The organism is Catellatospora sp. NPDC049111, from assembly GCF_040648615.1.
Taxonomy (GTDB): domain Bacteria; phylum Actinomycetota; class Actinomycetes; order Mycobacteriales; family Micromonosporaceae; genus Catellatospora; species Catellatospora aurea.
Genome location: NZ_JBEZEB010000008.1, coordinates 136,593 through 151,632, shown reverse-complemented (window position 1 = coordinate 151,632; position 15,040 = coordinate 136,593). Strand labels below are relative to the sequence as shown.

The following is a 15,040-nucleotide window of genomic DNA, read 5'->3' as shown; positions in this document are numbered from 1 at the left end:
GCCGATCGCCAGAGGTTACGCAACGAGCACAAGTCCTGCTGTCCCGCAAACTGTCGTGCAGTACACACAAGAACGGGGGCGGTGCGGGACGCCGCCGCCCGCACCGCCCCGGGTCACCGCCTCGTCAGGCCTGGCCCATGACGGCGCGCTGGCGGCCCAGGCCGTCGATCTCGACCTCGACCACGTCGCCCGCGGTCAGGTACGGGAACCGGCCGGACAGCGCCACACCCTGCGGGGTGCCGGTGTTCACCACGTCGCCCGGGTCCAGCACCGTGTACTGCGACAGGTGCCAGACCAGGTACGCCACGTCGAAGATCATGTCTTTGGTGTTCGAGTCCTGCCGGGCCTCGCCGTTGACCCACGAACGCAGCCCGAGGCCCTGCACGTCGGCGATCTCGTCGGGGGTGACCAGCCACGGGCCCAGCGGCTGGAACGTCTCGCAGGACTTGCCCTTGGACCACTGCCCACCGGACTGGTGCAGCTGGAAGTCGCGCTCGGACACGTCGTTGGACAGCACGAAGCCGGCGACGTGGTCGAGGGCCTGCGCGGGCGACTCCAGGTAGCGGGCCCGCCGCCCGATCACCACGGCGAGTTCCACCTCCCAGTCCGTGGTGGTCGAGCCGCGCGGGATCAGCACCTCGTCGTACGGGCCGACGACGCTGTTCGGGGCCTTGTAGAAGACGATCGGGGTGGTCGGCGGCGTCGCGCCGGACTCGGCCGCGTGCGCCGCGTAGTTCTGCCCCACGCACAGCACCACGCCCGGCCGGGCCACCGGCGCGCCGACCCGCAGGCCGGTCACGTCGATCTCGGGCAGCTCCGCCACGGCCGCCCGGACCCGGTCGACGCCGTCCCCGGCCAGGAACGCGCCGTCGATGTCGCCGGTGATCCCGGACAGGTCGTAGTGCCGGCCGCCGGACAGCAGCACCGGCTTCTCCGCGCCCGGGGCGCCGACCCGCATGAACTTCATTGATTGATCTCCAGACCGTAGGTGCGAATCGCGGTGCCGCCCGCCACGGCGGCCCGCTCCGAGGGCGACAGCCCCGACAGGCAGGAACCGACCGCGGCCAGCGCGTCGGCGTACGAGGCGACCAGCTCGCAGACCGGCCAGTCCGAGCCGATCAGCAGCCGGTCGGGGCCGAACAGCTCCAGCGCAGTCTCCACGAACGGCGCGATCGCCTCGACCGTCCAGCCCGGACCGGCCTCGGTGAGCAGCCCCGACAGTTTGGCCGCCGCGTTGTCGCACGCCGCGAGCGGCTCGACCGCGTCCCGCCATTCGCGCAGCCCGTCCGGCGTGATGCGCGGTTTGCCCAGGTGGTCGAGCACGAACATGGTGTTCGGCACCGCCGCGACGGCCGCGGCGCAGGCGGGCAGCTGGTCTTCGCGCACTACGAGGTCGAAGGTGAGCCCGGCGGAGCCGATCGCGCGCAGGGCGCCGCGTACGTCCGGGCGGGCCAGGTAGCCGGGGTCGGTCACGCCCTGGACCTGGTCGCGCAGGCCGACGAGTAGGTCGCCGCCGGCCCCGTCGAGCAGCGCGGCGATGGTGCCGGGCAGGTCCGGATCGGTCAGCGAGGCCCAGCCGACCACGCCCGCGATCTCGGGGGTGTCTGCGGCCAGCGCCAGGAAACCCACGGTCTCGTCGAGCCGGCATCGCCCGGCCTCCACCAGCACCGTGGCGTCGACCTTGCCGGTGGGCAGCTCGCGGCGCAGGTCCTCGACCGTGTAGTCGCGGCGCAGCGGCTCCAGGCCGGGTTCGGCCAGCCAGGCGTAGTCGGCGGTCCACAGGTGGTGGTGCGCGTCGATCCGCACGTTTCTGCCCCCTGTCACGTCCATAAGAATCATAGATCCTATATCATTGCCGTATCGGTAAGGTGTACTCGCTCACGACGGTGACAGTCAAGGGGTGTCCGATGGCCACTACGCCCATCTCCGGCCGGATCCGGCCCGCGCAGCGGCTCACGCTGACCGATGACGTCTACGAGTCGCTCAAGACCCTCATCATGGAGCATGCGATCGCTCCCGGCGAGCGGGTGAGCATCGACGGTCTTGCCCGTACCCTCGAAGTCTCCCCCACCCCCGTCCGGGAGGCGCTCGCCCGCCTGGAGTCCGACGGGCTGGTGCGCAAGCGGGCGATGTCCGGCTACACCACGACGCCGCTGCTCACCCGCACCGAATTCGACGAGCTGTTCGAGATGCGGCTGCTGCTGGAACCCGCCGCCGCGCGCCGCGCCGCCACCTACGCCGACGCCGAGCAGCGCCGCCGGGTCCGCGAGGAGGCCGCCGCGACCGCCGCCGTCGAGGCCGGCGACGGCTACCGCAACCACGCCGCGTTCACCGCGCTCGACGCCCGCTTCCACGACCTCGTCGCCGAGGTCTCCGGCAGCGGCCTGCTCCGCGAGTCCATCATCCGGCTGCACTCCCACCTGCACCTGCACCGGATCTACTTCCCGTCTGCGGGCACCGGCGACACCGTCGGCGAGCACAAGCGCATCGCCACCGCCATCGCCAAGGGCGACGCCGACGCCGCCGCCGACGCCATGCGCCGACACCTCATCTCCGCCCGCGACCGCCACCTCCCCGCCTTCCCGTCCTGACCCGCTCCAGGGTGGAGGGTCGGGGTCAGGGGGTGACGAGGTGGAGGCTGTCGAGGCGGGTGAGGCCCTCGTCGGCGAGCAGGGCGGCGAGGTCGATGCCGAAGTCGCCGTTGGCCAGCAGGTCCGGGCGGTCCAGGCCGTCGATTCCGGCGGCGACGATCCGGTCGGGCAGGAACTCGCGCAGGCGGTGCCGCAGGTCGCGCGGCCAGTCCATGACCGCGCTGTACAGGTGGTCGGGGCTGCGCCCCCAGTCCTCGGCGACGTCGGCCTCGTCCACGCCGAAGATCACCACGTGGTCGCGCTCCACCGGGCTGCCGAGCAGCGGCACGCCGCCGGTGTGGCAGTCCACGGCGGGCAGCACGATCCGGTCCGGGTCGATCGGCTCGTACCAGAGCAGCAGCGGTTTCGCCCGTAGCGCGTCGCGGTTGTCGAAGCAGCACAGCGCGATGGTGTGGCGGGGGAAGGCCAGCGCGTAGAACTCGAACAGTTCCGGGCTCACCGGCGGTCGCCGGTGGCGTGGGACGCGCTCCAGCGCCGCGTACACGGCCATCGGGTCGTCGGCCAGCACCACCGTGTAGACGTCGTGGTCGAAGACGTGGGCCCGCGGGACGGGGCCGTCCATCCACGCCATGCCGTCGGCGGCCACCGCGCCGCCCTCGACCGCGTCGAGCATCCGGTCCAGCACGTCGCGGTGGCGTCCGACGTCGATGAAGCTGTCCGGGGTGAGGTCGCGTCCGGGCAGGTGCAGGAGCATCGCGTTCGGGCCGGATGCCAGGTTCACCGCGGTGTTCTGGTAGCCGAACACCTCGATCCGCCCGTGCACCGGGTGGTTGCGGCGGCCCGCGTAGACGGTCGTGCCGCGGAAGTCCGCCAGATCAGCCGAGACGCACATCGCGCGAGGATACGTCGTCCGGCGCGTACCCCGCAGCGTGGTGCCTCAGCCGGACGCGAGCTGCTCGCGTGCCTCCATCAGCGCGAACCCGAGCAGGTTCAGGCCGCGCCAGCGCTGTGGGTGCCACGCGTCGCCGTCGCGGGCCGACAGGCCGATGCCCCAGATCGCGTCGACCGGGCTGGCCTCGACCAGCACCCGCTCGCCCGTGGACAGCAGGTAGGACCGCAGCGCCTCGTCCTGGCCGAACTTCGCAACGCTGCCCGCCACCACGATCGCGTACCGCTCCCGTTCCCAGACGGCCTGGCTGAACCCGCGGACCTCGCGCCCGACGCCCTTTGCCTGCTGCGGGTGGCCGGCCGCGAGCACCCGCCGGGCGGCGTCGGCGTCGCCGAACAGGGTCGCCTTGCGCCACATCATGTAGTGCTCGGCGGTCGCGAAACTCAGCCCGTCGACCGTGAACGGGGCCTCCCACCACTGGCTCAGGCAGCTCGGGCCGATGCTCCCGTCGGTGTTCGGCTGGTGCCCCCAGAACATCAGATACTTCACCCGCCGCCCGCGCTCGGCGAGGGTGACGAGGTCGGTGACGCTGCGAGGTGACATGCCCGCCAGTGTCGCCCAGCGCGGGCCCGCCGCGCGTCACGATTTCGGTCGACCGGTGTCGCACCCCGGCGGCATGATGCCCACCGTGACCACGCTGATGATCGTCAAGGGCGACGCGACCAGCCCGCAGGCCAAAGGCCCGAAGGTGATCGCGCACGTGTGCAACGACATCGGCGGCTGGGGCAAGGGCTTCGTGCTGGCGATCTCCCGGCGGTGGCCGGAACCGGAACGCGACTTCCGCCGCTGGCACCGCGAGCGGGCCCGCAACGACTTCGGCCTCGGCGCGGTGCGCCTGGTGCAGGTGCTGCCGGACACCTGGGTCGCGAACATGGTCGCCCAGCGCGGCATCAAGACCGGCAGCTCCGGGCCGCCGATCCGGTACGAGGCCGTCGAGTCCTGCCTGCGTACCCTCGCCGGACACGCGTCCCGGCTCGGCGCGTCCGTGCACATGCCGCGCATCGGCTGCGGCCTGGCCGGCGGCCGCTGGGAGCGCATCGAGCCGCTCGTGCGGGAGACGCTGCTCGCCGCAGGAGTGCCGACGACGGTGTACGACTTCTAGAGTCCGCTCCCGCCAACGGCGTCGCCGTAGGCGGAGTTCTCCAGCATCGCGCCGCTGTGGCGGCCGCCGCGAACGGATCTAGATGATTTGTTGTCGCTCCAGCGACCACAAATCATCTAGATCCGCAGCTCATAGGGTTGCTCGTCGGGCAGCAGAAGGGTGGCTTGGGGCAGGTTTCGTGACTGGACCAGGGCGTGGATCTCGCGGGCCAGCGGGGTCACGTCGGTGATGGCGACGGTCCAGTCATCGACGTAGCCGTCGACCGCCGTGCCGGACAGGCCGATCTGGATCGCGCGGTACGTCAGCGGGCGCAGGTGCAGGTCGCGCTCGGGGTCCCACTGCACACGCACCGGGGAGCGTTTCAAGGCCCGCTGCCAGGTCGCCTGGTCGGGGTACACGTCGCGGTCGTGATGGCTCGGCACGGCCTGTCGTACGGCGGCGTCGAAGCCGGCGCGGCGCAGACGAATGGCGAGCACCCGCTCCTGGCCCTCCTTGGTGGCCCAGCCGCAGCGATACATCATCCACAGGAAGGACGGCTTGATCCAGGTCATCCGGTCGCGGCGGTACCAGTCCGGGAAGCGCCCCAGCCCGGCTGCGGCATCACCGATCTCCGGCCGGTACGCCTGGTAGACGGTGACGGTCTCGTCGTCGTGCAGCGCCCGGATCTGCCTTGTCGGCACTGTCATGGCCTGGATGATCCAGCACCGCCCCGTCTCCGTCGACCGGGTTTGCGCCGCACCACCTGTGTATCGGACGACTGGCGGCGGGAGCCCTAGGCGCGCACCTTCGGGGTCAGCGCGGCGGCGAAGGCGGCGACGACGCCGTCGAGCAGAGTGCGGGCCGGTTCGGCGATGACGACGTCGCCGTCGGGGCCGTCGCTGATCAGCTGGTCGTGCACGAAGTAGCCGGGCAGCACGTGGGTCGCGCCCATGGTGGTCAGCACGGGCCGCAGCGCGTAGTCGATGGCCAGCACGTGTGCCACGGTGCCGCCGGTGGCCAGGGGCAGCACCGTCTTGCCCGCGAGGGCGTACTGCGGCAGCAGGTCGAGCAGCGCTTTGAGGATGCCGCTGTAGGCGGCCTTGTACACCGGCGTCGCGACGATTACGCCGTCGGCCGCGGCCAGGCGCTCGGCGATGTCGAGGATCACGGGGTGCGACGGGTCGCAGCCGAGCAGGACCTCGGCGGGCAGGTCGCGTACGGCGATGGTGTCGATCTCGGCGTCGAGCGCGCCCGCCACGTTGGCCAGCACCCGCGCGGTCCGCGAGGTCGGTGACGGCGAGCCGCTGATCGCGACCACGACGGCCACGTCCACCTCCCCTGTCTCACGGATCCCGCAGCCACCGTATCGCGCCGCGGCCCGCCCGCGCAGGCGCGGCCGCGCCCACCTGGCCAAGATCGTCCGACTTGCCGGGCACATGGCGGTATGCGGCTTCAAGATACGCACACCTGCCTGGCAACTCAGATGATCAGCGGACATGCAGAATTATGTTTGCAAAGAAATTTCTGCATTGGTACCGTGCGGGGCATGAGTCAGAGTGACGGCGTGCGCCGGGTCGGCGAGGTCGAGGAGTTCAAGGCGCTCGCGCATCCGCTGCGCGCGCGACTGCTGGGGGCGCTGCGCGAGCACGGGCCCGCGACCGCCACCGAGCTGGCGCACCGGTTCGCCACCGATACCGGGTCCACCAGCTACCACCTGCGCAAACTCGCGCAGTACGGGTTCATCGCCGAGGCCGGCGACCCGGGCCACCCGCGAGCGCGCCGCTGGCAGGCCGTGCACCGGGTCAACGAGTGGAGCGCCACGGCCATGGCCGCCACCGCCGAGGGCCGCGAGGCGTCCGCCGTGATGCGCCGCCAGCAGGTCGACATCCTGATCAGGGACGTCGAGGGATACGAGGCCGCGCTCGGCTCGCTGCCCGCGGCGTGGGTCGAGGCCGCCGGCATCGGCGACCTGCTGGTGCGGCTCACTCCCGAATCGGTGAACACCCTCTGGGACCGGTTCTACGCGCACGTCGACGAACTCGTCGCGCAGGACGCCGCCGACCCGGCCGCGCGCCCGGTCAGCATCGTCGTGTCCGGGCTGCCGAGGGACGCCGCGTGATCACCGCAGCAGCGGCACGGCGCCGCTACGTGGCGATCACCTTCCTGACCTGGCTGCCCGCCGGGCTCTACACCGCTCCCCTGGTGCTGCTGCTGCTCGATCGCGGCCTCAGCCTGGGCGCGATCGCGGCGATCGGCGCGGTGTACTCGGTCGCCGTGGTGGTGCTGGAGCTGCCCACCGGCGGGCTGTCCGATGTGCTCGGCCGACGGCCCGTGTTAGCCGCCTCCGCGATAGCCGGGCTGGCCGGGCTGGCCCTGCTCGGGCTGACCGGGGCGGTGTGGCTGCTGGTCGTCTCCGCGGTGCTGCGCGGGGTGGCCCGCGCACTGTCCTCCGGCCCGGCCGAGGCCTGGTATGTCGACGCGGTCCACGCGGTCGAGGGACGTGGCGCCGACCTCGGGCCGGGGCTGGCCCGCGGCGGCATGGCCGCGTCGGCCGCGCTCGGACTGGGGGTGCTCGGCGGCGGCCTGATCCCGTTCCTGTGGCCCGGCACCGCATCGGACGGTTCGGCCACGGGCCTGCTCGGCGGATGGCCGGCCGGCGCGCTGACCGGCCTGGCTGTGCCGGTGCTGCTGGCGGCGGTGTGCGAGCTGGTGCTGCTGCTCGTGGTGCTGCTCGCGATGACCGAGGTGCGGGGGCCGCGGCCCGGGTTCGCGGCGGTGCTGCGCGGGGTCCCGGCGACCGTGGCCACCGGGCTGCGGCTGGCCGGGCGTGATCACGTGCTGGTGCGGGTGCTGCTGGTGGCCGCCGCGACGGGGACCGGGCTCGCGGTGATCGAGCTGCTGACCCCGGCGTGGATGGCGGTGCTGTCGGGCGGGGCGAGCCGCGGCGTGCTGGCGTACGCGCTCGTCGCGGCGGTCGGCTTCGCGGCGGACGCGGCCGGCAGCGCACTCGGGGTGCCGCTGACCAGGTGGCTCGGCTCGCCGGGGCGGGCCGCGTGTGCGGGCACGGTGCTGGCCGCGCTGGCGCTGGGCGGGCTCGCCGGCACGGCCGCGCTGGACGGGTGGATCGGCGTCGTGGCGGCCGGTGCCGCGTACCTGCTGATGTTCCTGGGGTTGGGGGCGGCGGTGGCGCCGATCGGGCGGCTGCTGCACGACCGGGTCGAGGCGGCGGAGCGGGCCACGGTGCTGTCGGTGCAGTCGCTGCTGCTGCAACTCGGCGCGGCAGCGGGGTCGGTCGCGCTGGGGGCGCTGGCCGCCGCGTACGGGCCGGGCCCGGCGTTCGCGGGGGCGGGGCTGCTGCTCGCGGCGGCCGCGCTGACGCTGTGGGGGCTGCCGCGCCGTCGGAGCGTCCGGGCGCGGGCTCTACTGTTACGCCATGTCGGACCGCGTATACCCGCCCGTGATCGCCCTCGCGAAGACCGCATTTCGCGTTCTTGACCTGCGTATCGACGTGCAGGGAGCCGAGCACGTGCCCACCACCGGGGGCGCGGTCATCGCCTGCAACCACATCAGCTACCTGGACTTCATCCTGTGCGGGTTCGCCGCGCAGCCGTCGAAGCGGCTGGTCCGGTTCATGGCGAAACAGGAGATCTTCGCCAACCGGATCGCCGGTCCGCTGATGCGTGGGATGCATCACATTCCGGTGGACCGCGAGGCGGGGCTGTCGTCGTACAAGGCGGCGCTGGAGGCGCTGAAGGAGGGCGAGGTCATCGGCGTCTTCCCCGAGGCGACGATCAGCCAGTCCTTCACGGTCAAGGAGCTCAAGGGCGGTTCGGGGCGGATGGCCGCGGCCGCCGGGGTGCCGCTGATCCCGATGGCGTTGTGGGGCCCGCAGCGCCTGTGGACGAAGGGGCGGCCGCGCAAGCTCTACCAGCGCCACGTGGCGGTGAAGATCCTGGTCGGCGAGCCGATGTATCCCAGCAAGCGGGACAAGTCCGACATCGTCACAGCCGAGCTGCACCGGCGGATGCAGGAGCTGTTGGACCGGGCACAGCAGGAGTATCCGGACAAACCTCATGGCTCCGAGGACTCCTGGTGGCTGCCCGCCCACCTCGGCGGCACCGCCCCCGCCCCCGAGCAGGCAAAAGACTCCGAGGACGAGGACTAGTTACGGTGCCGTAGGTTACGGTACCGTAGTTACCAGCCCATCTCAGGAGGACTGCGTTGACGACCGAAACCACCGACACCCTGGTACTGCTGCGCGAACTTGAGCCGGTGGTGGAGACCAACCTCAACCGCCACCTGGCCACCGCGAAGGAGTGGTTCCCGCACGAGTTCGTGCCGTGGAGCCAGGGCAGCGACTTCGACGGCCCGCTCGGCGGCCAGGCCTGGGACCCGAGCCAGTCGAAGCTGTCGGAGGTCGCCCGCACCTCGCTGATCGTCAACCTGCTCACCGAGGACAACCTGCCCAGCTACCACCACGAGATCGCGACGCTGTACGGCCGCGACGGCGCGTGGGGCACCTGGGTGCACCGCTGGACGGCCGAGGAGGGCCGGCACGGCACCGCGATCCGCGACTACCTGCTGACCACGCGCGCCGTCGACCCGATCGCGCTGGAGCGGGCCCGCATGACGCACATGGAGACCGGCTTCACCGCCGACCACCCCGACGTGCTCGGCTCCCTGTCGTACGTCTCCTTCCAGGAGCTCGCCACCCGCGTCGCGCACCGCAACACCGGGCGCGTCAGCGGCGACCCGATCTGCGACGCGCTGCTGGCCAAGGTCGCCAACGACGAGAACCTGCACATGCTCTTCTACCGCAACCTGCTGATGGCCGCGTTCGACCTGGTCCCCAACGCGACCATGGAGGCGATCCTGCGGGTGGTCAAGTCGTTCCAGATGCCCGGCCACACCATCGAGAACTTCGGCCGCAAGTCGGTGCAGATCGCCATGGCCGGCATCTACGACCTGCGCATCCACCACGACGAGGTGGTCATGCCCGTGCTGCGCCAGCTCAAGGTCCTGGAGCGCACCGGCCTGTCCGCCGAGGGCGAGCGCATCCGCGAGGAACTCGTCGAGGTCCTCGCCAAACTCAACACCGCCGCCTCCCGCTTCGAGGACAAGCGCGCCGCCCACCAGGCCCGCGCCGCCGCCCGCACCGCCTGACCCCTACCCCTTCGACGCGTCGATCATGAACTTATGGACGTGTTCGACGGCGTGTCGGTGCCCTGACTCCGTGATCGATCAGGCTTCTCATCCAGCGCGGGTGAGGAGCCTGATCGATCATGAAGTTAAGGGTGGCGACACGCCGTTCAGCACGTCCATAAGTTCATGATCAACGCGACAGGGCGGGGTGGCGGATGGCTGGGACGCTGCGGTCGGGGGCGGGCTTCGGGGCGGCCTTGCGGGTGGAGAGCCAGGAGCCGAGGAGGATGAGGGCGAAGCCGAGGACCGTGGCGGGGGTGAGGGGTTCGGCGAGCATGAGTACGCCGAGGCCGACCGCGACGGCGGGGCTGGTGTAGGAGACCAGGGCGGCGGAGCCGGCTCCGGCCAGGGCGATGAGCTTGTAGTAGACGAGGAACGCCAGGGCGGTGCTGAGCAGGCCGAGGGCGAGCACGGCGGCCGAGGCCTCCAGGCCGGGCAGGGTCGCGGGGGCCGACAGCAGGCCCGCGGGCAGGAGCAGGACGCTGGCGATGCCGGTGGTGCCGACGACCACACCCAGCGGCGGCACGTCCGACAGCTTCTTCTTCACCAGCGTGGTGGCCCCCGCGTAGGACACCCCGGCGAGCAGGACCAGGCCCGCGCCGAGCAGTTCCAGGCCGTCGCCGCCGCCGAGGTCGAAGCCGACCACCGCGGCCACGCCGACGAGGCCGACGAGCAGCCCCAGCAGCTTACGGGCGCCGGCCCGCTCGGAGGCGTCGAAGCGCAAGGCCAGCACGGCGATGACCAGTGGTTGCGAGGCCAGCAGGAGCGCGGTCAGCGACGAGCTGATGTGGACCTCGCCGTACGTGATGAGCAGTTGCGGCGCGACGACGTGCAGCAGCGACAGCGCCCCGATCGCGGCCCACCGCCCGCGCAGCGCGGCCAGCGCGCCCCGCCGGTACGCCAGCGGCAGCAGCACCGCCACGGCGATGAGCGTACGTCCGAGTACGACGACCGGCGGCGACAGCTCCGTCAGCGCGATCTTGATGAACAGGTACGGGATGCCCCAGAGCACCGACATCGCGGCCAGCAGGACCCAGGCTTGACGCTTCATGTCTTCAGCCTCGCGCGCTAGAGTTGTTAGCGGTAGTGATGACTTCCTTACGCGGCTTACAGAGGTTCTAATGATCGACGTACAGCGGCTGCGCATCCTGCGCGAGGTGGCCGAACACGGCAGTTTCAGCGGCGCGGCGGCGGCGCTCCTTCTCACGCCGTCGGCGGTGTCCCAGCAGATCGCCGCCCTGGAACGCAGCCTCGGCACGCCGGTAGTGGAGCGCACCACTCGGGGCACCACCCTCACCGACCCGGGCCGAGTGCTGGTCGAGTCCGCCGACGTGGTGCTCGCCGAGCTGGTCCACGCGCAGGAGCGCATCACTCGGCTGGCGCAGGGCCGGGCCGAGCGGCTGGCGGTCGCCACCTTCATCAGCGGAGGGCAGCTGCTGCTCCCGCCGGCGTTGACCGGGTTCGCCGCCGCGCACCCGCGGGCCGAGCTGACGGTGCTGGAGAGCGAGACCGAGGAGAGCCTGGCCCTGGTCCGCGAGGGCCGGGCCGAGCTGGCGCTGGTGTACCACTTCGACGGCCCTCCCCCGGTGCGGCCGGGTGACCGGTCCGGGCTGGCCTGGACACCGCTGCTCGACGATCCGATGCGGATCGTGGTGCCCGCCGGGCACCGGCTGGCCGGGTTCGGCGAGGTCGACCTCGCCGAGCTGTCCGGCGAGCGGTGGGTGCAGGGCTGCGTCAGCGTCGGCGAACTGCTCGACGGATACGCTGCGATCGCCGGTTTCGAGGTCAACGTCTCGTGCCGCACCACCGACTACGGGTTCGCGGTGTCGCTGATCGCGGCCGGGGTCGGCATCGGCCTGATCCCATCGGTCGCGCTGGCCGGGCCGCCGTCCGGGGTGTCGGTGCTGACCCTGCGCGCCCCCGCCCCGACCCGCTACATCGGCCTGATCACCCGCCGCGGCAAGCAGTCTCCCCTGGTCGAGGAGCTGACCCGCAACCTGCTCGCCGCCCCGGAGTTCCTCGGCCTCCGGTGACGCCGCGCGCTGTCGGGATCGCCCGAGGCACGCCCGGCCCGAGCGCGGCGCACCAAGATCGCTCGACTTGCCAGGCAGGTGGGGGTAAGCGGGCGCAAGATACGCACAGATGCCGGGCAGGTTGAGCGATCTTGTGCAGGTACGGCGGCCGGCAGAGGATCGTCGAGGACACGGCTACATCTATTTTGATGTGCTCACATCAAAATAGATGTAGCCGCAACGCGAGGTAGGCACCCGCCAAGGCCGAGGCGCGGAGGCGGCCGACCGGGCGCACGGTCATGGCGGGCGTCGTGTCCTGTCGCGCAGGACGCCGAGGCGCCGCCGGCCCGCGGGCCGGCGACGCTTCGAGCAGGGTTCACTTCGAGATCGCGACCAGGGAGATGTCGTCGTTGAGGTCGGCGCCGACGTACTTGTGGTCGCCGGCGACGTACAGGCGGCACGGGTTGATGTCGGCCTCGCCCTTGGCGCTGTCGTGGCGGCACACCACGGCCTCGTGGTCGGCCGCCACCTTCAGCGAGCTGATCTTGTCGTTGCCGACCGGGCCGATCTCCGCCGACTCGTAGATGCCGATGCCGTACTTGTTGTAGACGCCCTTGAAGTCGCGGTCGCGGTAGACCGTCATGCGCGCGCCGTTGCTCGGCCCGGCCAGCACCGCCATCAGGGAGATCTTGTTGTCGAGCGTGCTGCCCTGCAGCGTGTGGTCGCCCGCGCCGAACGTGCGGCAGGGGCCGAGGTCGCCCTTATTGGAGAAGTTCTTGCCGTCGTTGCTGCACGCCACGAACCGGTAGCCCGGCTCCACCCGGAACGAAGTGATCGCGTCGTTGCCGACGACGTTCAGGTTGCCCTGCCATGCCTGGTGGATGCCGGGCGTGAACTGCTGGGACACGCCGGTCAGCGCGGCCCCCTCGTACACGGTCACGGCCGGGCCGCCGACCGCGATCAGGTGCACGTTGTCCTCGAAGTTGTCGCCGATCGCCGCGTGGTCGCCGGCGGTGAAGTAGCGGCACGGGCCGACCTGGCCGCTGTTGACGCCCGCGTCGCGGTCGTGCTGGCAGACCAGCGCCTCGTGCCCGGTGGCCACCTTCATCGAGCTGGTATCGGTGTCGACCTGGTTCAGCTCGCCGACGCTGGCCTCGAAGCCGCCGACGCCGAGTCCCTGGGAGTCGCCGGAGAAGTTCGTCCCGGTGTACGCCGTGACGCCCTTGCCCTTGGCCGGGCCGCCCAGGACGGCGATCAGCGACGCCTTGTCGTTGAGGTCCGTGCCGACGAACTCGTGCTGGCCGGGGCCGTAGTAGCGGCACGCGCCGAGGTTCAGGGCGTTGGTGCGGCCCTGGGAGGTGTCGTCCTGGCAGACCACGACGCGGTAGCCAGGGCCGACCTTGAGCGAGCTCATCTTGTCGTTGCCGACCGAGCCCAGCTCACCGGCGGCGTTGTCGTGCACGCCCGCGCCGAGCGCCTGGAAGGAGCCCTTGAAGTCGCGGTCGCCGTAGATCATGACCGGGGACGCTGCCTGCTGCGGCGCGTAGCGCACCCGGTAGATCTTCGCGCCGGCCTTCGTCGGGTCGCCGCTGTCGGGGTACAGGCCGGTGAAGTAGAGGCCGTCCTGGCCGACGGCGAGGCCGGCGACCGTGGTCTTGCCACCGCCGTTGTACTCGACCAGCGTCTTCGGGGCCGAGACCGACCCGTCGCCGTTGAACGAGAACTCGACGATGCGCTTGCCCTTCTCCTGCGGGCCGGTGGCGTACGTCGGGCCGCTCTCGGAGACGAACGCGTGGCCCCACTTGTCCTCGGGGAAGCCGCCCGCGTGGTGGTCGCTCTGCTCGGTGAACGTGATGTTCACCGGCGCGTGCGTGCGCTCCCAGTAGTAGAGCGCGTTCTTCTTCATGTCGTTGACGCTGCCGCCCCAGCCGTAGTCGGTGCCCTTGGTGATGCGGGCAAGGCGGTCGTTGGCACCGGGGCCGTTCTCGACGGAGTAGTGCTGGCCGTCGCTGGCCCGCCAGCCGCCGCCGAACGGGTTGCGCAGGCCGTACGCGAAGATCATGTCGCGGGCGCTGATGCCGTCGTCGTCGTTGTAGAACGGGTTGTCGCTGGGCACCGACCCGTCCAGGTTCAGCCGCAGCACCTTGCCCCGGGCCGAGTCCTTGTCCTGCGCGGTGTCGGGCTCGAAGCCGTCGCCGAGGTGCACGTAGAGCTTGCCGTCCGGGCCGATGCTCAGGTTGGAGATCTGGTGTGAGGCGCTCTGCGGCTCGTCGTCGAGGTCGAGGATCGTCTTCTTCGACGCGGCCGTCTTGCCGCCGTCGGTGCTGTGGAAGCGGACGACCTTCGGGTAGTAGTTGCTGCCGTCCTTGTAGACCATGGACGCGAACAGGTCGCCCGACGCCGGGTCCATCACGAGACCGGCCAGGCCCATCTCGCCGCTGCCCGGGAAGACCTTGGACGGGTCGTAGTTGAGCAGGTCGTCGGCGTAGGTGGACACCGAGTAGTCGGCCTTGACCACCTTGATCTTGCCGTACAGCTCGGTCACGTAGAACATCGGCTTGCTCGGGTCGGCGACGTGGCCGGGCACCATGGCGATGTTGACCGGCAGCGAGAAGCCCCCGGCCACCTCCTCGACCTTGTAGCCGTCCTGCTTGACCACCCACTCCGGCGCGTCGGGCCGCGGCTTGAGCTCCTTGGCGGTGCGGAACGGCCGCTCGGTCCAGGCGCTCCACTCGGTGCCCGGGTCGCCGCTGCTGTCCTTGAACCGGACCCGCAGCTCGTAGTCCTTGTCGGGGATCAGGTCACCGCGGCCGGCGTGGGAGTTCTCGAACACGCCGTCGCCCATGTGGATGTGGTTGCGCAGCACGCCGCCGGTGCAGCCGCTGGCCCAGATCCGCTCGCCGCCGGTGAGGATCTCCCACTCGCTGCACAGGTGCGCGTCGCCGTCCGGGTCGCTGAACGGCGCGGCCTCCATGTGCACGTCCGCCGCGCTGACCAGCGTGTTGTCCGCGCCGGGCTCGGTGATGGTGGGCGCGGTCGGCGGCGAGGCGGCGTGCGCGGCCGGGCCGGGCATGGCGATCGACAGGATTCCTGACATCAGCGCCGCACCGACGGGCAGCGATCTCCGATGACCCATAGCGTGAAAGCCTCCTGCTCGTGTGGTGTCCGCTGACAGTGCGACAGGCTAACGAGCGGAATGCATATT

The 15,040-nt window shown here is 71.3% G+C and carries 15 protein-coding genes; 7 read left to right on the top strand and 8 right to left on the bottom strand.

Features of this window, described 5'->3' with window-relative positions:
* Positions 1-124 precede the first annotated feature (124 nt).
* Both AB0B66_RS14840 and AB0B66_RS14835 read right to left on the bottom strand, forming a co-directional pair.
* Positions 125-967, bottom strand: a complete 843-nt coding sequence (locus AB0B66_RS14840) for a fumarylacetoacetate hydrolase family protein (protein ID WP_360528660.1) — start codon at positions 965-967, stop codon at positions 125-127.
* Entirely contained in the window at positions 964-1,824 is an 861-nt protein-coding gene (locus AB0B66_RS14835; RefSeq protein ID WP_360528657.1) for an amidohydrolase family protein, read from the bottom strand. Before AB0B66_RS14835 ends, AB0B66_RS14840 begins: the two co-directional genes overlap by 4 nt.
* An 83-nt stretch (positions 1,825-1,907) precedes the next feature.
* Here AB0B66_RS14835 and AB0B66_RS14830 point away from each other — a divergent pair, with 83 nt between their 5' ends.
* The gene (locus AB0B66_RS14830) at positions 1,908-2,591 is read left to right on the top strand and encodes a GntR family transcriptional regulator (RefSeq protein ID WP_360528654.1); all 684 of its coding nucleotides are present in this window, start codon (positions 1,908-1,910) and stop codon (positions 2,589-2,591) included.
* 25 nt (positions 2,592-2,616) lie between these two features.
* Here the strand turns inward: AB0B66_RS14830 and AB0B66_RS14825 are convergent, their stop codons facing one another.
* Both AB0B66_RS14825 and AB0B66_RS14820 read right to left on the bottom strand, forming a co-directional pair.
* A complete protein-coding gene (locus AB0B66_RS14825) occupies positions 2,617-3,483 on the bottom strand; it encodes a hypothetical protein (protein ID WP_360528651.1) in 867 nt (288 codons plus the stop codon).
* 45 nt (positions 3,484-3,528) lie between these two features.
* Positions 3,529-4,083: an NADAR family protein gene (locus AB0B66_RS14820; RefSeq protein WP_360528648.1), complete on the bottom strand. Its 555-nt coding sequence runs from the start codon at positions 4,081-4,083 to the stop codon at positions 3,529-3,531.
* A gap of 76 nt (positions 4,084-4,159) precedes the next feature.
* Between AB0B66_RS14820 and AB0B66_RS14815 the strand changes: the two genes are divergently transcribed.
* On the top strand, positions 4,160-4,642 hold the full coding sequence (locus AB0B66_RS14815; RefSeq protein ID WP_360528984.1) for a macro domain-containing protein: 483 nt from the start codon (positions 4,160-4,162) through the stop codon (positions 4,640-4,642).
* Between the two features lie 116 nt (positions 4,643-4,758).
* Here the strand turns inward: AB0B66_RS14815 and AB0B66_RS14810 are convergent, their stop codons facing one another.
* Both AB0B66_RS14810 and ssuE read right to left on the bottom strand, forming a co-directional pair.
* Positions 4,759-5,328, bottom strand: a complete 570-nt coding sequence (locus AB0B66_RS14810) for a DUF4291 domain-containing protein (RefSeq protein WP_360528645.1) — start codon at positions 5,326-5,328, stop codon at positions 4,759-4,761.
* Positions 5,329-5,414: 86 nt separating this feature from the next.
* Positions 5,415-5,948 carry an NADPH-dependent FMN reductase gene (gene ssuE / locus AB0B66_RS14805; protein ID WP_360528642.1) on the bottom strand — a complete coding sequence of 178 codons (534 nt, stop codon included), beginning with the start codon at positions 5,946-5,948 and terminating at the stop codon, positions 5,415-5,417.
* A 219-nt stretch (positions 5,949-6,167) separates the two neighbouring features.
* Here ssuE and AB0B66_RS14800 point away from each other — a divergent pair, with 219 nt between their 5' ends.
* From AB0B66_RS14800 to AB0B66_RS14785, 4 genes are read left to right on the top strand one after another with little or no spacing between them, the layout of a single operon-like run.
* Positions 6,168-6,740 (top strand): helix-turn-helix domain-containing protein, encoded by a 573-nt coding sequence (locus AB0B66_RS14800; protein WP_360528639.1) that lies wholly within the window; start codon positions 6,168-6,170, stop codon positions 6,738-6,740.
* Positions 6,737-8,116, top strand: a complete 1,380-nt coding sequence (locus AB0B66_RS14795) for an MFS transporter (RefSeq protein ID WP_360528636.1) — start codon at positions 6,737-6,739, stop codon at positions 8,114-8,116. The genes AB0B66_RS14800 and AB0B66_RS14795 overlap by 4 nt, the downstream gene beginning before the upstream one ends.
* Entirely contained in the window at positions 8,055-8,786 is a 732-nt protein-coding gene (locus AB0B66_RS14790) for a lysophospholipid acyltransferase family protein (protein WP_360528633.1), read from the top strand. Before AB0B66_RS14795 ends, AB0B66_RS14790 begins: the two co-directional genes overlap by 62 nt.
* A gap of 56 nt (positions 8,787-8,842) precedes the next feature.
* A complete protein-coding gene (locus AB0B66_RS14785) occupies positions 8,843-9,784 on the top strand; it encodes an acyl-ACP desaturase (protein ID WP_360528630.1) in 942 nt (313 codons plus the stop codon).
* 169 nt (positions 9,785-9,953) lie between these two features.
* Here the strand turns inward: AB0B66_RS14785 and AB0B66_RS14780 are convergent, their stop codons facing one another.
* Entirely contained in the window at positions 9,954-10,874 is a 921-nt protein-coding gene (locus AB0B66_RS14780; RefSeq protein WP_360528627.1) for a DMT family transporter, read from the bottom strand.
* A gap of 70 nt (positions 10,875-10,944) precedes the next feature.
* Here AB0B66_RS14780 and AB0B66_RS14775 point away from each other — a divergent pair, with 70 nt between their 5' ends.
* Positions 10,945-11,856, top strand: a complete 912-nt coding sequence (locus AB0B66_RS14775; RefSeq protein ID WP_360528624.1) for a LysR family transcriptional regulator — start codon at positions 10,945-10,947, stop codon at positions 11,854-11,856.
* A 355-nt stretch (positions 11,857-12,211) separates the two neighbouring features.
* Here the strand turns inward: AB0B66_RS14775 and AB0B66_RS14770 are convergent, their stop codons facing one another.
* Positions 12,212-14,971 carry a PQQ-dependent sugar dehydrogenase gene (locus AB0B66_RS14770; protein WP_360528621.1) on the bottom strand — a complete coding sequence of 920 codons (2,760 nt, stop codon included), beginning with the start codon at positions 14,969-14,971 and terminating at the stop codon, positions 12,212-12,214.
* Between the last annotated feature and the right edge of the window lie 69 nt (positions 14,972-15,040).

Bases quoted from the DNA above. Each gene is read 5' to 3' on its own strand.
- AB0B66_RS14770 (WP_360528621.1), bottom strand. From the start codon at position 14,971: ATGGGTCATCGGAGATCGCTGCCCGTCGGTGCGGCGCTGATGTCAGGA.
- AB0B66_RS14840 (WP_360528660.1), bottom strand. From the start codon at position 967: ATGAAGTTCATGCGGGTCGGCGCCCCGGGCGCGGAGAAGCCGGTGCTG.
- AB0B66_RS14825 (WP_360528651.1), bottom strand. From the start codon at position 3,483: ATGTGCGTCTCGGCTGATCTGGCGGACTTCCGCGGCACGACCGTCTAC.
- AB0B66_RS14830 (WP_360528654.1), top strand. From the start codon at position 1,908: ATGGCCACTACGCCCATCTCCGGCCGGATCCGGCCCGCGCAGCGGCTC.
- AB0B66_RS14800 (WP_360528639.1), top strand. From the start codon at position 6,168: ATGAGTCAGAGTGACGGCGTGCGCCGGGTCGGCGAGGTCGAGGAGTTC.
- AB0B66_RS14820 (WP_360528648.1), bottom strand. From the start codon at position 4,083: ATGTCACCTCGCAGCGTCACCGACCTCGTCACCCTCGCCGAGCGCGGG.
- AB0B66_RS14780 (WP_360528627.1), bottom strand. From the start codon at position 10,874: ATGAAGCGTCAAGCCTGGGTCCTGCTGGCCGCGATGTCGGTGCTCTGG.
- AB0B66_RS14790 (WP_360528633.1), top strand. From the start codon at position 8,055: ATGTCGGACCGCGTATACCCGCCCGTGATCGCCCTCGCGAAGACCGCA.
- AB0B66_RS14815 (WP_360528984.1), top strand. From the start codon at position 4,160: ATGCCCACCGTGACCACGCTGATGATCGTCAAGGGCGACGCGACCAGC.
- AB0B66_RS14810 (WP_360528645.1), bottom strand. From the start codon at position 5,328: ATGACAGTGCCGACAAGGCAGATCCGGGCGCTGCACGACGACGAGACC.
- AB0B66_RS14775 (WP_360528624.1), top strand. From the start codon at position 10,945: ATGATCGACGTACAGCGGCTGCGCATCCTGCGCGAGGTGGCCGAACAC.